Genomic DNA, 16,621 nt, shown 5'->3' with positions numbered 1-16,621 from the left:
ATTTAAAACCAGAACATTCTAGAGAACAGAGATAAACTTCAAATGAAATTTATTGAAGGGGATTTATAAATGATGATTCCAAAACACATAAAACACCCCACATAATATTTCAGCTTCAGATTACATAATGCAAAGAAACTCATCATGACATCAATGACCAATCACTGCAAAATTCAGCCACTAACTGACAATGCCAACCACGTCTAACTCTCATTAAAAATGATTAAATCACCACAGCCTAATATAAATTCAAAAACAGACAAAATACATATTATAAAGACATTCCCATTACAATATCACATATATGCCCCACGTCTACACTCATGGAATTATTTCTATTTTTCTCAACACCTTCAGTTTCACATCTATATTCATTATAGGAGTGTTCTTTATGAACGGAAATAAAATGAAAAAAAGTATCAGGCATTGATGCGGGTGCAATATTAAGTATATTCGCATATTTATCTGCATATACAATATTAGTCATTTCAGCCCCCATAACACCAATTACAGTATCAGCATTTTTCAGAGCAGATATTTGTTCTTTTAGATTAAGCTTACCTGGAGTTATAGCTGAAAAACCAAGTTTTTTCAAAGAAGATGACAGGTGATCAATATTGCTAATACGTCTATGAGGAGAATCCCTTAATAATAGGACTTTTTTCGGTCCTGCTCCAGCGACACTTTCCCTCAACTGACTATTAAACTGGACTACTTGCGGAGCCATATAAGTGCCGTGATGGGTCAAGCCATCAATTATTACAAGTTTCTGGAAACGTTTGATCTCACTTTTTCCCATCTTCATTATCATAAGATTTGGAGATGAACAAGACGTTCTCAACGATGTCTCAATAACGAGATTCATCTGACTGCTAACATCAGGCACAAGCACTTTTAAATCTTTATTAATATGAGAAAGGTAATTGATCTTAGGAAGGCACTCAATCAACCAATGCCCGTAATTTTGCTCTCCCCTTTTCCTAAGATTTATAAAACTACCCTGAACATATTCTATGTGATTGAAATTTCTAGCTCTGTTTATAAACCCTTCTATTTCAAGAGATGAATGTTGCGTTATAGTCTCTTTTATTACTCTAAAGTTTGAATCTATAACTAAGCCTTGCTCTCCTACAATAACGTCATGTAATTCGATTATTCTAATATCCTTACCTAATATTTCATTGGAATCCCATCCAGTTGACATTGCACGTCTTACTTTATCAGGGATAAGATGTTCATTGAAAACATTTGGTTTTTTATTCCTGAAACCATTATTTTTTATAGTGATCGCATTGTACCCAATATCTTCTGCAAAAATCACTTCAACGCCCATTTGGGGCTCGACGCCGTTAACCATCCATCAACCTTTTTAAAGTTTTAATAATCATGGTAAAAGTCCTACGGCATTTCCTCTGGAATTATGAAAACTTTCAGAGCAAAAACCTTACTCTAAAATTTTTCGCACAACATATTTGTGAAAGAAACACACACTCAGCAAGATCCCTTCAAGAAACATGAAGGCTCTCATACAATAATATATACTGTTCGCTCATCCAATCAGTTGTATTAGTCAAACCAACACTTTTTTGCCAATTATTTAAATTATCAATTTTCTCTTTATAGAGTTTTTTATCAGAAACTGCATTAATTATCGACTCTTTGCAATCATAAGAATTTATATCACTGCTTACTAGCCAGCCGGCCCCAGTTTCCTTAATTCTATTACCTACGGCACCCAAATCTACACCTAAAACGGGAACGCCTGCGGCCCACATTTCAGTGAGCGTGTGGCAGAAAGTTTCAGGCCATAAAGAAAGTACTATACCGATATGGGGCTTAATTTCTTTTATCTTATCAACAACATCATCACGAGTATAATGGCCATGGTAAACCCCCAATCCGCTTAACTCGGATGCAACTTTCCCTAAAAAATGGAACTCAAATTCATTTTGTGTATCTTCTTCAATCATTTTTTTAATTAGCAATGCACCTTTGGCTAAAGAAATATTTCCAGGTACAATGATTTTTATTTTTTTAGGGTGAGTATCAAGTACTTCCCCAGGGTGCATTGAACTGAAGTCTCGGCCATGCGGTATAACAGCGAACTTATTTTCCAACTGTGGGAAGATATTACATATTTGTTCTTTGGCGGAATTATCTGTAGTAATTACAGCATCGCAATATGATAAGAAATCACTAAATTGCTCACGCCATCTATACACATAATTATTTTTTAAATTAATAATATCGCCATCTTCCCATAGTGCTACTTTGCAATCTTTATTCTTATTATTGCATGCCCCAGTACAGTATTCCCCTGATTCATTACTCAGCGTAACTGTAGGACAAATTGAATAAAAATCGTGCATCGAATAAATGACTGGGATGTTCATTGACTTTGATATAGAGGGGAGATTTAAACTATGCCAGGCAATATGTCTAATATGTAACAACTCAATCCTGTATTTATATAACATTTCAGCAACAACAATATCGTATTCCTCTGAACGGTGTTCTAAAGCGTTGATAGGAATGCTGATTTTCATCTCTTCAATTATTTCTAATTCACCATCTATCATCCTTGATAAATAAATGTTTGACTTGTCGCACCTTAATAAATAGCAGCTATATTTGTCTGATATTGCACGCATTAGATCTTGATTGGTTTGCGGTGTGCCTCCCGTTGTCGTTGATATAACAAATAATGCACGTGGCAATATAGTACGGTCTTCTTCAAGTGCAGCTCTGATGTTTGAACGCAATAGGTTGAATTCGACATCATGAAATCTTGATGTCAATTTTTTATACTCGGGATAATCAAAGCGAAGTTGTTTAGCTCCAGCCTCCATTAACTTAATTTTTTCATCTTTAAAACTCTGACTTCTTTTGTGATAAACAAAGGACTTATCGCAAATGAGATTAAGCCAACCAGCACGAAAAGCTCTCATGCATAAATCGTTTTCCTCACCGTAACCTATTGGGTATTTTTCTTCGTCAAACAGACCAAATATGTTAAGGAAGTCTCTTCTAATATAGAAGCAAAAACCATTCCCAGTAGGAACTGAGATAGGGTTGCCAAAGGTGTTTTGAGTAATCAGACGAGCATGTTCTTCCTGAGTCAACCCAGCTTTTATTTCATTGAATTTCCCGACATCAGGAACAGAAAAGGCACCGGAATTATCTGAAAGAGCTGTAACGGTTGATACCTGACTTCTGGAATAAGCTAAGTATTTAAGCGAATCTAACCATCTATGTGTAGTAACTGTATCACTATTAAGCAATACAACATCGTTTTCACCGCTTAGTTTTATAGCTTTATTTACTGTTTTTGTATAGCCTAGATTATAATTATTAGTTACATGTATAAAACCATGTTTATCCTTAAACTCTTTGAGTAGAATTGGTATTTTTCCATCAGTACTGCAATCATCAATCATCAGTACTTGTACTTCATCACTCAGTGTTTTAACAAGAGAGTTTAAACAATCACTAACAGCTTCGTAAGCATTATAAACAGGAACTACGACCGTTATATTTCTTATTTTTTTTGATCTTAGAAAATCGATATATCTTGAATTGTAGATATTTCTTAGAAAATCACCATTATATGTCTTATTGGTATTATTAAGTGATTGAGTTGTGCCAGAAAACTTCAAATCAATAACAGAGCCATTTTTTAAAATACCTTCCTGGAAGGATAGTAAGAAACCTGCACACTGTCCAGGAAGTCCTTTCCTTGTAAGATCGCCTCGGTTTTTATCCGTTTTGATTTGCATAAGTAAATTATTATCAACGTAAACATCAATGCTTACGGGCTTCCCTGGATTGCTTTCATCTATTGCCCAACCACGCATCTCTGTCGTTGACAAAGAATCAAAGCATCCCCGGAAGCGGGTATTATTGTTTGACTTTGCCGTATTCTTTGTCTTTGTAGTATTCTTCGGCTGTGTAGTGTTTTTTTGAATAACTAAATGACTCGCGTTATTCTCTTTAGCTATCATTTCACACAACATCGTCAAACTTGAAATTTTTCCATATTTATTAACATCAAATGATTCTGATGGCTTCCTTTTGAGATAAAAGCCATATTTAATATAATGCTCAATAGGATTAATACCAGTTTTAATCACATCAGGGTATTCTGTGGCATACCAAACTGGGTCTACTAAACCAATGGAAGATACTTCATTTAATAAATTAGAATAACTCATTTTCTTGCCCATTAATATTTTATTTTCCGGTTTTCTTTAATACCGAAAACAATGTAATGCTCAAGCGGATTAACGCCTTTTTTCTTAACGTCCGGATGAAGTTCAAAATACACTTCATTAGAAAAACTTGATGATGGATCTCTATTTTCAAAACCGCCAAATAATAAGTAATGCTTAGCAGGATCAATCCCAGAGCTTTCAACATCTGGATTCTGCAACAAGTACCACTCAGAATAGAAATAGACTGAATTCCTAATTAACTGTATTTTATTATTTAGCTTATTATTACTTTTTTCTTTTTTAATCTTTACGGGATAACATAAAGCGCGAATAGGTGCTGTTGCTTTCCACGAAAAACTATTTTTGATTTTTTCATGCCTATCATTAACCGCTGAAATTTCCCCTTGAAGCTTTAACACTTCCCGATTTGCCTTTTCAAGCAATCTTGTAATCAGTGCTAACTCATTGAATCTACACGTCAGTGACGCTTTATTTTTACCAAGTTCAACGTTTAACCTACTAAGTTCCTTTAGATAATCAATTTCAGCCATTTCTTTTAAATCTGGATTTTCACTAAGATTAACAAAATCTTCAACATGCTCAAATTTAATTTTTTCTTTTAAATTTAATTGAGCATTTTTTACTTTAACACTGTTATTTCTTGAAAAGATTTTTTCTTCTTTGCTTTGACTTTCTTGCAGCATCAGCGTCAATGTAGATATTTCATTGAATCTTAACTCAATATTATATTCCAAGGCTGTGACTTCATTTATTACATCTGACAAAAAATTAGCAGCGCAAATTAATTTATCTTCAGATCCGTTTGTAAAATCATCCTCTCTAATTGGCTTAATACCATTTGGCCGAAGCGATACTTCATCTAGACGTTCTAAAGTACGCCAATATTCATTCCCCCACATCCAAAAAAAAACCTAAATATTGACTTATCATTACCTTCTGTTTATCACTTAGCAGGTCTTTTATTTCTCTGTTTTCCCCTTCGCTCGATATATGTTTAATAACTGAAGACAGTGTGATAACGCTTCTATTGAAGAAAATAAATTTGCTTTTATCCTTGTTAATTAATGACAAGATATATTGTTGTTTCTCATTCCATTTTTCTAACGTTTCTTTTGTGATAGCATCCTCACTTCCAATATCGCTCCATGGATAATTATACTCCCATATGAATATATCACCCTCTGGCGCTAATTGAAGCAGAGATATTAGCTCTTCCGCAGAAGATGAATGTATGGGGAACGATCTGCACTGCTCTAACTTAGCCTCTGAAGATCTATATAAATATAAGCTCACCAGACACCCTCACTCATAATAATAATGGTTTTAAAATTATTGGCATTTCAAAACTTAATTTATTTTAAAAAGTCACAAATGTCATACATAACACTTGTAAGTATTCAGCATAATGATTCATAAGTAGGATATATAAGTCTGGGATTCTCTTTAATAACCAAATTAATTTCCCAGTCGATAATATATAAGCTTAGTCCATAATATATAATCAGTCCTGATGCTCTCGTAAGGTAGCCAAGCCCATTACAATCAGGCCATATAGCAGACAAAGTAGTACCGCTATAGTAGCCAGGTTATAAAGCCGGCGTGGATACTCTGCTTCCTCTGCCAACGTCGGCTTGCTAATAATTAACAGATGTTTTAGTTTGCGGTACGCCTCTATTCTGGCTTGCTCCAGACTAATCAAGCCAGTTTTGTAGAGATCCGCAGCTAATGTTGCCTGTGTTTCAACACCCATATAGCTGGCGATCACTTCGTTCATCGCATCTTTATCCACACCTGTCAGTTTGGATTTCTCCTGAGCCAATTGCTGAGTTAAGGCATCGATCCTTGCCTGCACAGATACAACTGAAGGTGCGCTTTCTTTCATATAGCTTTGCAGTTGTTTTAACTGAGCCTGCTGTTGAGCCAGCTGGGCTTCTATCTGGCTAACCACCCCCATGCGGGCGGTACTGGATGATTCTGGGCTGATTAGATGATGGGTGTTTTGGAACTCCAGAACTTTCGCTTTCTCGCTTTGCAGACGCTGATAGGAACGATCAACTTCTTTCTCAATAAAAGTAAGTTGTTCCAGGGCTACCTGATGCCCCAGCCTGTTGATGAAGCCCTCAGATTCTTTAAGCATCTGATTGACCACTCGCTGACCGTAGGCAGGGTCAAAGGCTTGTAGCTCAATAGTGAGTACTCCGGATAAATCATCCAGATGCAATGAGAGGTGATCACGATAATATTTTAGAAATTGTTCTCGGCTAACGTCGTTCGGAAGACGAGAAAAAAAGTCTACCTTGTGGTTTTGGTAGTGTACTTTAAGCGCCAATTCTTTATCTAATTTATCGAGAAGGTCTGCTGATTTCAGATAGTCCTGGATTAACAGCACATCTTCGTGATTACTACCACCAAGCCCTAGCATCGACAAAGCATCAGGTAGCATCTTAATTTGATCTGCTTGCTTAACCACTATATCTGCCCGGCTTACATAACGACCCGATGCAATAAACCCAAAGTAGATTGTGGCAATAATAAAACAGGCGACTACCCACTGAAATCCACCAAGTCTATGGCTTTTTTTCCAGGAGCGATGAGTCAGGCGATAGCCACTGGAGTCGACAATAAAATGTTTAGGTTTGGTTTTTAATTTGCGCAGCTTGCGCATCAAAATTGAAGGTTTGTGAGGGTGAATTGGCTGAGTCATTGTTTTAGGCTTGTTACAGGCTCTGATAAATACGGATGGCATCGTCGATATTTTCGAATATTTCTAGCTTGCTATTACGCAGTAGAATACCCATATCGCATTGTTGGCGTAAATTTTTCATATCATGCGAAACCATGATTAAACTAGCGGTCTCGCGCTTTTGCGTGAACGTATCAATACATTTCTGCTTAAAGCGAGCATCACCCACAGAAGTAATTTCATCGGTCAGATAGATATCAAAATCGAATGCCATACTAACGGCAAATGAGAATTTTGATTTCATACCACTGGAGTAAGCTTTAATCGGCAGTTCAAAATGCTGACCAATTTCCGAGAATTCCTTCACCCACTCTTCAATGGCTTGCGTATCACGTACTCCATGAATGCGACAGACAAATCGGGTATTTTCCCGTCCAGTCATGCTACCCTGAAAACCACCATTAAGCGCTAATGGCCAGGAAACACGACATTGACGAGTGACCTTACCCCTGCTGGGCATATCCATCCCACCCAGCAGACGCAGAAGGGTTGATTTCCCCGCCCCATTGGCACCTAGAATACCTATATTACGATCTCGTGGCAGCGTTACGTTTACATCACGCAGCACATAATTACGGCCAAACTTAGTGGGATAATATTTCGAAACGTTATCAAGAATAATCATGTTTATTTAGCTTTAGCTAGCAATCAATCTGCGATGGCTTAGGCGATAACAGCTCATCGCAAACGTTAGTAAGACCAATGTCAAACTTGCTAAATAGGTCCAACTAACATCAGGGCTTACATAACCTGCTATCCAGCCAGATCGCATTAATTCGACGGCATGCACCAATGGATTCCATATAAACCAGTGTTGGAACTGGACAGGTACCGTTGCCAGTGGGTACATTACGCATGAAATAAACATTAATGGCATCATTATAAGGTTAAGAAATTTATCTGCTTCATTAACTAAATTAATTAAGATGCAAAAAACAACACCCAATGAAAATGAGAATGTCATTAACAAAAGAAATATAAAAACAACTTGCAAGGGATCGTTAGGAATTGCATCGAAACCAAGCCAAAGTAATCCCAATACAAGCACACAGCCAACTACCAGCCCAATAATGGCTTCCAGGATAAAGCGAGCCACAAACGTAGCAAAAGGCGTTACCTGCCTATAACAGAACAGCCCCATGTTGGCATTGACTGCCGATTGCAGTTTATTCACCACATTTCTAAAAAAAAGAAAGGGCAAATAACTGGCAGTAATAAACAACGGTGCTGGCGCACCGCCAAAACCGCTATGTCCGCGCATACCAAATATCAGGCTAAATGCGCTAATCATCAGTAACGGATCTATCAGCGCCCAGACATACCCCAGCCGATAACTACCAAATCTGGTTTTCAGTTCACGAATCAAGAGGCCAAACGTCACATCGCGAAGGACCTGAAATGGACTGCGAGGCGTTTGGTTAAGAATGGGTTTAAACATAGGAAAGCCGATATCACAGGACGGGCTCACTTCAAGCGAGCCCGAAGTTAGTTTTATCTGAGGACCACGTTGGCCGCTACAGCAACCTGATAGATGACCTGAGTAATGTCCTTGATGGACTGCATCATTTTGCTGTCCACTTTCGGCATGACGAGAATCTGATCGCCCGGCATCACGCTACCGGCGTCCTGGAATTCCATCAGACCGTTGGCATGCACCACAGCAATGCGCTTGTCATTTGCACGGTCGGTGAAACCACCCGCCCAGGCAACATAGTCGTCAAGCCTGGCGCCTTCGTTGTACACCACCGCTTGTGGCATCATCACTTCGCCACCCACCTGAATCAGGTCGGTCTTGTACGGGATAACAATCTGGTCGCCTTGTTCAAGCATGATATTGGCAATCACGCCTTTATCCGACACCACCACTTTACCTAGTGGTTGGACCTTACGCGCTTTCTCCACAAACTGCATGACAAGCTCAGCTTCTTTAGTACGAATAGAGGCTTCACCGTCAGAGTTGGCGGGTGCGGTAAACACACTGCGCTCAAGGCGGTTGAGTGAATCTTCCAGCATCTCTTTCTGCCGTGCCGCCACGCTCTTACGCATGATGTAGATCGAGCCATAATCCGCCATGTTCGGATCAATAGGGATGTGGTTTAACAGATCGTGAAGACGCGTTTCTTTACGTACGGTGAAATAAGATGGCCCGCGGTAACTGCCGATAATTTGCACATCGTAAACCTGCGCATGCATATCATCATTGAACAGCACTTTGTCGCCGTCTTTTAACTGGATGCGGTCAAAATCTCTGTACGGCATATACACCGAGAACGGACCGTTTGGACGATCGCCAATCACCCCAACGTGACTCACCTTGGCAAGGGGCAAGGCAAATGACACCAGTTCAGAGCCCAGCGCGCTGCTGTTCTTTAATTCGAAGCGAAACGGATTACGTACTTTACCGGCCACACTGATCATCGGACCCTGCGACTCGACCAAAATCACGTCCTGATCTTTCAGCGACAGCTTTGGCATCCTGCCCTGCTGCATAAATTCATACAGGTCAATTTCCTGAATGACGCGATTTTGGCGCAGTACCTTAATATGGCGATAGCTACCACGGTCGGAATCAATTCCGCCTGCGCGCTTCAGAAAATAGAGCACGCTATCAGAAGATTGTCCGGCATATTGACCTGGACGGATAACCGGACCAGAAACAAATACACTCACTGGCGTCGCCGTCAGTAAATTGACATAGACATTGACGTTATTAGTAAATACTTCGCTGATATGACTGGTGACAAGTGCATTCACTTTACTGGCGGTCACGTTGTGGACATTAATCGGCCCAACGTCAGGAATGAAAATATTTCCCTGATTATCAACGGTTACCACGTTTGAGAAATTGACTGCGCCCCAGATCCAAATGTTGATCTTATCGCCGGGTGCGATCAGATAATTATCGTTCAGCCCGTCACCGCGTTCGGTTTCATAGCCGCCGGCAAACAAGTTGGCGCCGTAAGGGGGAGGCAGACCAGATTCAGACTGCGGCAATAATTTACGTACATCACTCTCACCCGGCAGTAGCATTCCCTGCCGGTTTTGTTGCGTAAAAGTCCCGGTCGTGGAGGTGGTATTCGCCTGTCCGCTCATTGCCTGTTGGCCGCCCAAGTGCATTCGACCATCGCCAGTATCTGCCGGACTATTCATGCCGAAGGCTTGCGCCTCTTCTTTCGTCGGTGCGGCCAGCGCAGCGCAAGAGGTGCAAATCAGCAGTAAGATGGCACTCAATGGCCGAAATTTCGTTATCTTCACAACATTTCTCTTTAAATTTATTGCACGACAAGGAGGTCGCTGGCAGAAGCCTGCTCAAGTTGCGGTACCTGATACCATGTCTCGTCGTTTTTACAGGTCACGCCGAGCTGCGACCGGTTGTCGTTGCGGTTACGCACTAATTCGATACATTCCTGCCCCAAAGCAGAGACATAACGCTGCCCCAGCGTATAAGTATGGCTGTTGGCGTTTAGCGTGGCACCCTGCTGCAGGATATTCAGGGATTGCTGCAGATTGTTTGGCATAGCCTGCAGACCGGGTGTCGCAGCTTGATTAACAAGCGGCCTTGATGCCTTAACCTGCTTCGGTGAATATGCGCATCCACCCAAGATGAGGGCGAATGAAATCACCAGAAGACGAGTGACGTTGTTCATAGATCAGTTTTCCAACAATTTAAATTCTGGAAGGCGAAATAGCCGCTGAAGGCACCCAACGGTGATTATTTGCCAAACCATTGCGAGGTATTACCAGAGCAGGAACAGCATAAATGCAGAAATAGGCTGATACGTTGCTGTATATCCATAGCTACCGCACGGAAATGATCCGCTTGAAGAGATGTTCGCCATGTTTTCCTGCCTATATCCTCTGGCAGACAGCTAACCCGTATTATTCGGTAATTTATTTGTTGCTAATGGGTCACTCACGCCAGGCAACGCCCAAAAAACTTCAATGCGGGACTCTTTGAGCGCTGACATTGAGTCGGCACGAAGGTTTTGGATTAAGTTCTTTTGTATGAAGTCATGGAGCAAATGCCATCGGCATGCTTCCAGACAGGTGGAATCATGACGCACTCATTACATTAAAATTTCTATCCTAATTCACTTAAAACCAGACCGGACCCTCACACCTTGAGGCGAGTCAAAGCACGAGCGTAAGCGTACATTTAACGAGTCAGGAGGTTAGCGATATTTAATTTTTCGCACTGCGTTACTCACGGAGAAGCCTGAAATAAGCAAGGGGTGGAAATTCGATACGCTTTGTAATACATGGCACTAGCCCGCACAATTTTTGTCAGTAAACCTCTATTCAAATCCTGACATTCAACAGACTATCCTTGCATTAAAAACAAACAAAAGTGGTATAAAACACCTGTTTTAAGCAAGTTAATGGTCGAATAAGTTAACAAGGCGAAACATTACACTAAATTGCACTAAAGGTTTCTAAAAATATCAAAAAGCTTCCAGCAATTGCTACTTCAACTAATTAAATCAATAAAAAAGTAGAAAAGCCCTAAGACCGGTCTTGTTTTTCTGTCATCAATACCTGCAAAAAATGAGGTAAAAGATTACTGCTAATGCTATGTAAAAGAGGGCTGTATTACGCTTTATTCAATGCATTAATCCTGCCACAAAATATTAGCCAAACTTAAGTAATGTACCTTGCAGACACAAAAAAGCCGCCGTTGACTCCTCAGCGGCGGCTTTTAAACATGCACGATATGCGATTAACGTTCGCGCATCGCCTCTTTGGCTTTATTAAACGGTTTCACCAGATAATCCATGATGGTCTTCTCGCCAGTCTTGATATCGACCGTAGAAACCATCCCCGGACTGATCGAGTAGCGCTTACCGGCTTTGTTCTGCACGTAGTCGTTATCAGTGCGGATAAACACGCGATAGTAGTAAATCTCCGGCTTCACCTCATCCTGGATGGTATCCGGTGAAATGCTTTCCACCACGCCGTTCATCCCACCATAAATCGCGTAGTCATAGGCCGAGATCTTCACCACCGCACGCTGGCCGGGATGGATAAAGGCAATATCACGCGGTGACAGGCGCGCCTCAATCAGCAACCGGTCGTTTAACGGCACGATGTTCATCAGTTCACCGTTGGGAGGAATCACTCCGCCAACGGTGGAGACTTTGATGTTTTTCACGATGCCGTTCATCGGTGAACGGATGGTCAGGCGCGTCACCGTATCTTCGCGCCCTTTGATCACCTCAGCCAGGCTGTCCGCTTCGGCACTGGCTTTTGCCAACTCCTCACGCGCCTGCACATAGTATTGCGAGCGCATGTCGGTGAGTTTTAGCTCCAGGTCTGATTTATCACGCTGCAAACGCAGCACTTCGACGCTACTGGCGGCACCGGTTTTGGCCAGCTTTTGTGTGATCGCCAATTCCTTGTTCGCCAACGCCAGCGACTCGTTGAACTGCTTCGTCGAGTCAGAAAGCTGAGCGCGTTTGGTTTTGTACAACCGCGTCTCAGAGGCAATCAAATCAGGATAAGCTTTGAGCTCATTGGGGAACGTAAGGGGATCATCGTTGACCTCCGCTCTCAGGCGCGAGGCCGCTGCCAGTGCCGCACGATAACGCGCCGCACTTTCACCAACGCTGGATTGCGAGCGCGTGGGATCCAGACGCGCCACTACCTGCCCCGCCTTCACCCGATCGCCTTCGTGCACATACAGCTCGGTGAGGATCCCACCTTCTAAGGATTGCAGCACCTGGTCACGTGAGCTCGGGATCACTTTGCCCGTGCCGGTTGAGACTTCATCCAGCGTGCCAAACCAGGCCCACACCAGCGATATCAGGATCAACGCGGCGCTGATGGTGATCAGCCTGACCGCACCAGTGTAGTGGGTCTCAGATTTCAGCTCCCCCAACAGGTCGTCAGAGGAATCGACTTCTGCCGCGGTGACCAGCCGCAGTTTGCCGGGAAGTTGCTTCATCATGGGCGCACCTCCGGTGGATTACCGCCGGCACGCGGTGGCGGCAACGCATTCTCTTTCGGGCTGTCCATCACCAGTTGCCCATCTTTCAGCACCAGCACGCGATCCACCAGCGCAAGTATCGCCGCACGGTGCGTCGCCACGATCAGCGTGCGGCCATTCAGCCACGCGCCCAGACGTTCGATGAACTCCTTCTCGGTATGATCATCCAGCGCCGCTGTAGGTTCATCCAGCAGGATAATGTTGGGATCGCGCAACAGCATGCGAGCCAGTAGCACTGACTGGCGCTGACCGCCCGATAAGCCTATCCCGCCCTCCATCACCGGATGATCGAGACCGAGTGGCAAACGACGAATGAAATCCGCCCCGCCGCTGACCGTTAATGCACCGAAGATGGCATCGTCAGTCGCGTGGGCCGCGCCCATGGTGAGGTTTTCACGCAGTGTGCCGTGGAACAGGCGCGCGTTTTGCGTCATCAAACCCACATTACGCCGTACATCCGAGACATCAATATGCGGCAAACTGAGGTTATCCAGACGCAGCTCGCCGCCCACCAGATCCATGCCACCAATCATCGCCTGCAACAAGGTCGATTTGCCCGAACCGTTGCGACCAAGCACGGCAATTCTCTCACCCGGCTTGATGGTTAGGCTTTTGATACGCAGCGCGATGGTGAGTGAATCGGTGTAGTAACGAAACATCGCATCATTGAACTGATAATGACCAAACAGCACCGGACAATGGATACGCGTCTCGTCTTTACTGTTCTCCACCGGCAGATTCATCAATGCATCCAGACTGCCTTTGGCGGCTTTCACCTGCTGCCAGCGAGCCAGCACACCACACAACGTCGCCATGGGGGCAATCATGCGCGAAGAGAGCAGCGAAGCCGCAACAATCGCACCGGTGGTGATATCGCCGTTGATCACCATCGGCGCACCGACCACGATCACGCTGGCATACACCAACCCCTGCACCGTGACACCCCAGCTGATCAGCGAATGCATCACTTTGCGCATCTCCACACCGGATTGCGCCGTAATGCGAATGTAGCTGTTCCACTGTTGCAGGAAACGGTCTTCCGCCTGCATCAGCTTGATGTCCTCCAGCCCCTGCACGCTCTCCACCAGTACCGCATTTCGCAGCGTCGATTCCTTCAGGTTTTGCTGCGCCAGCTTTGACAACTTCTTCTGGCTGAGAATGCCGGGCAACACCATCAGGATCACCGCAATCGGCGCAATCCACGCCAGCTGTGGCGCAATGATCGCCATCACCAGCATAAACAGCAGGAAGAACGGCATATCAACAATGGCGGAAACGGTGGTTGAGGTCACCATTTCGCGGATCGATTCCAGCTCGCGCAGCTGCGAGATAAAAGTACCGGTGGAACGCGGCACCGCACTATTACGCAGCCGCAGCGCATGACCAAACACGCGATCCGAAACACGCATATCGGCACGTTTACCCAGCAGGTCAGTGACATGATCGCGCCCGACACGCAGGACGTAGGTGAACACCACGGAGATAATCACCCCGATATAGAGGACATACAGCGTGGGATAAGATTGCGCCGGAATCACGCGGTCATACACCTGCATCGAGAAGATAATGCCAACCATCGCCAGCAGGTTGAGCAGGAAGGATCCCAGCATCACGTGGCCATAAGGCCGCAGGTCGTGCAGCACCAAACGCCGCAGCCAATCCGGCTTGACCGTTGCCAGATAGCGATCGACGCGGCTGTCTTTGGCAGCGGTGACCGGACGTAATGCGGCGGCAAAACGAATCTCCGGCAGCAGCGTTTCCAGCGCAACGGGCGCCGGTTGCTCATCTCCCGAAAAGTGCACACGCACTTCATCTTCACCATCGAAGTTGGTGATAACACCGACCTGCCCGTCGGCCAGCTCCACTGCCAGTGGCAAACGCCAGCTGGTGATTTCCCACTTGTTCTCTTCGTACAGCTGGAGCGATAACCCCGCCTGGCGCGCTAAATGGCGCAGCGCTTTGTCGCGCGTCTGTTTACCCTGCCATTCGGCGGCGGCCATGATCATGCCCGGAGAACAGGGCAAACGATAATGGGTGGCGATCTGGATGATCGCCGTCGCCCATCCATTTAACGGAACGTGCCCGTCGGCACCACTGCTGGTATCACCGTTCGGGGCATCGGGAATTTGTAACTGGGTCATGGCTGGATCTCCACATTCTGGATCCGCTGATTATTCAACGCGAACGCCGATCGGATATGCCCGGTGCTGTATAAGCAGTCGAGTTGCAACGATCGTAATTGACTGATGGTTTGCTGCAGGGTGAAACGGGTCTGGAACACTTCCTGCTCGGCGTTAAGCACGTCCAGCAGCGGACGGGTGCCGAGTTGCAGATACTGATCCTGATAGAGCTGCTGGGTTTTCTCACCCAGCGTCTGTTGCCGCCCCATAATCGCCAGACTTTGCGACAAGCTAAGGGCTGCACTTTGCGATTCACTGAGTTGCTGCCGTGCTTTCAGGCGCGCGGAATTTACGGCCGCGGTGGCGGCTTGCAAGGCGTTGGCAGCGGCGTCACGCGCGGCAGTGATCCCGCCTCCCTGATAGATCGGCATCTCCACTTTGACGAAGGCCTGATACTGAGTGCGATCGAGCGTTTCGCTGCCGGAGTAATGATTGTTGAGGTAGTGCGTCACCTGGGGTTCCAGCGAAATCGTTGGCAGGTTCTGCGCGTTAGCATTATCCAGTTTTGCCTGTGCCTGATTGGCCTGTGCCCATGCCGACAGCACCGCCGGGTTGAGTTTGTCATCCGCTTTACCCACCGAGCAGGAGCGCGTCAGGTTCACCGGAAAATCTTCATTCACTTTCTTCACCAGCGGCCAACCGAGATAGGTCGCCAGCGTGGCACGCCAGCGATCGAGGTTGGCCTGATACTGAATCAGCGTGGTGCGCGCACCTTCAATACGCGCATCCGTTTGCGTGGCATCGGAGAGCGAAGCCGCGCCTTCATCATTTCGCTGACGGGCCAGATCGCCAATTTTGCTCAGTGCATCGAGCTGCTGCTGGGCAATCTTGACGAGTTGCTGATAGCCCTGCACTTCCACCAGCGCGGAAGCCGTGTCATGTGCCACTGTATCAATACTCACCAGCACGTTGGCTTGTTCCATCGCCACGCCGGCTTCAGCGGATCGCACCGAGCTGCTGACTTTGCCAAAGTCATACAACATCTGCGAAACCGATAACACAAACGATGGGCTGAACCCCTTTTCGGTATAGGCATTGCTATAGCCGTTGTTCATCCCGCCACTGATTTGCGGATAATATTTGGCTTTCGCCACATCCACCTGGTTGGCCTGTTCCAGCATTTTGCCCACCGCCTGCGCGATATCTGGATGCCACTGAATGGCACGCTGTACGGCCTGGTTGATGGTGAGTGAATCCGGGACGTGAGCCAATGCGGGTTCGGCCACTTCACCGGTTAATGACGGCAGATCCTGCTGCTGTTGCGCCAGGCCTGCGGAGGTGATTCTGCTGGCCGAGGTGAGCGCATCACTGGCAGCCATGAGTTGTGAACAATGAAATAAAGCGATGCCCGCACAGAAGACGCTGAGCTTAGAGTAACGGCGAGTTGGAGCGCCTGATTGCATCAAATCCATCGATAATCCACCAGTCAGTAAAAGGAAAGGGGCTCATCCATGAGCCCTTACTGCATCCTTGCTACGCGCGG

At 45.0% G+C, this 16,621-nt stretch carries 12 protein-coding genes; all 12 read right to left on the bottom strand.

The features are described from left to right. Window positions 1-271: 271 nt before the first annotated feature. Complete coding sequence (locus LH22_RS06135) at window positions 272-1,333, bottom strand: glycosyltransferase family 61 protein (RefSeq protein WP_167540444.1); 1,062 nt, start codon at window positions 1,331-1,333, stop codon at window positions 272-274. 172 nt (window positions 1,334-1,505) lie between these two features. Further along, window positions 1,506-4,223 (bottom strand): glycosyltransferase, encoded by a 2,718-nt coding sequence (locus LH22_RS06130; protein ID WP_038644943.1) that lies wholly within the window; start codon window positions 4,221-4,223, stop codon window positions 1,506-1,508. Next, entirely contained in the window at window positions 4,223-5,131 is a 909-nt protein-coding gene (locus LH22_RS06125; protein ID WP_038644941.1) for a hypothetical protein, read from the bottom strand. Before LH22_RS06125 ends, LH22_RS06130 begins: the two co-directional genes overlap by 1 nt. Next, window positions 5,118-5,525 carry a hypothetical protein gene (locus LH22_RS06120; protein WP_038644939.1) on the bottom strand — a complete coding sequence of 136 codons (408 nt, stop codon included), beginning with the start codon at window positions 5,523-5,525 and terminating at the stop codon, window positions 5,118-5,120. The genes LH22_RS06125 and LH22_RS06120 overlap by 14 nt, the downstream gene beginning before the upstream one ends. Before the next feature lie 208 nt (window positions 5,526-5,733). After that, window positions 5,734-6,936 carry a sugar transporter gene (locus LH22_RS06115; RefSeq protein ID WP_038644937.1) on the bottom strand — a complete coding sequence of 401 codons (1,203 nt, stop codon included), beginning with the start codon at window positions 6,934-6,936 and terminating at the stop codon, window positions 5,734-5,736. 13 nt (window positions 6,937-6,949) lie between these two features. Further along, window positions 6,950-7,600 (bottom strand): ABC transporter ATP-binding protein, encoded by a 651-nt coding sequence (locus LH22_RS06110; protein WP_038644936.1) that lies wholly within the window; start codon window positions 7,598-7,600, stop codon window positions 6,950-6,952. 12 nt (window positions 7,601-7,612) lie between these two features. Continuing rightward, window positions 7,613-8,413 carry an ABC transporter permease gene (locus tag LH22_RS06105; protein ID WP_038644935.1) on the bottom strand — a complete coding sequence of 267 codons (801 nt, stop codon included), beginning with the start codon at window positions 8,411-8,413 and terminating at the stop codon, window positions 7,613-7,615. 53 nt (window positions 8,414-8,466) lie between these two features. Beyond that, the gene (locus tag LH22_RS06100) at window positions 8,467-10,230 is read right to left on the bottom strand and encodes a polysaccharide biosynthesis/export family protein (protein WP_038644934.1); all 1,764 of its coding nucleotides are present in this window, start codon (window positions 10,228-10,230) and stop codon (window positions 8,467-8,469) included. Window positions 10,231-10,247: 17 nt separating this feature from the next. Continuing rightward, the gene (locus LH22_RS06095; RefSeq protein ID WP_234465266.1) at window positions 10,248-10,493 is read right to left on the bottom strand and encodes a hypothetical protein; all 246 of its coding nucleotides are present in this window, start codon (window positions 10,491-10,493) and stop codon (window positions 10,248-10,250) included. A gap of 1,199 nt (window positions 10,494-11,692) precedes the next feature. Next, entirely contained in the window at window positions 11,693-12,916 is a 1,224-nt protein-coding gene (locus LH22_RS06090; RefSeq protein WP_430905174.1) for an HlyD family type I secretion periplasmic adaptor subunit, read from the bottom strand. Then, window positions 12,916-15,099 carry a type I secretion system permease/ATPase gene (locus tag LH22_RS06085; RefSeq protein ID WP_038644930.1) on the bottom strand — a complete coding sequence of 728 codons (2,184 nt, stop codon included), beginning with the start codon at window positions 15,097-15,099 and terminating at the stop codon, window positions 12,916-12,918. The genes LH22_RS06090 and LH22_RS06085 overlap by 1 nt, the downstream gene beginning before the upstream one ends. Continuing rightward, window positions 15,096-16,457 (bottom strand): TolC family outer membrane protein, encoded by a 1,362-nt coding sequence (locus LH22_RS06080; RefSeq protein ID WP_430905080.1) that lies wholly within the window; start codon window positions 16,455-16,457, stop codon window positions 15,096-15,098. Before LH22_RS06080 ends, LH22_RS06085 begins: the two co-directional genes overlap by 4 nt. Window positions 16,458-16,621 lie beyond the last annotated feature (164 nt).

This window comes from Pantoea rwandensis (assembly GCF_000759475.1).
GTDB classification, from domain to species: Bacteria; Pseudomonadota; Gammaproteobacteria; order Enterobacterales; family Enterobacteriaceae; genus Pantoea; species Pantoea rwandensis_B.
The sequence above is the reverse complement of the archived record's forward strand: the minus strand, read 5'-3'. Positions and strand labels throughout refer to the sequence as shown.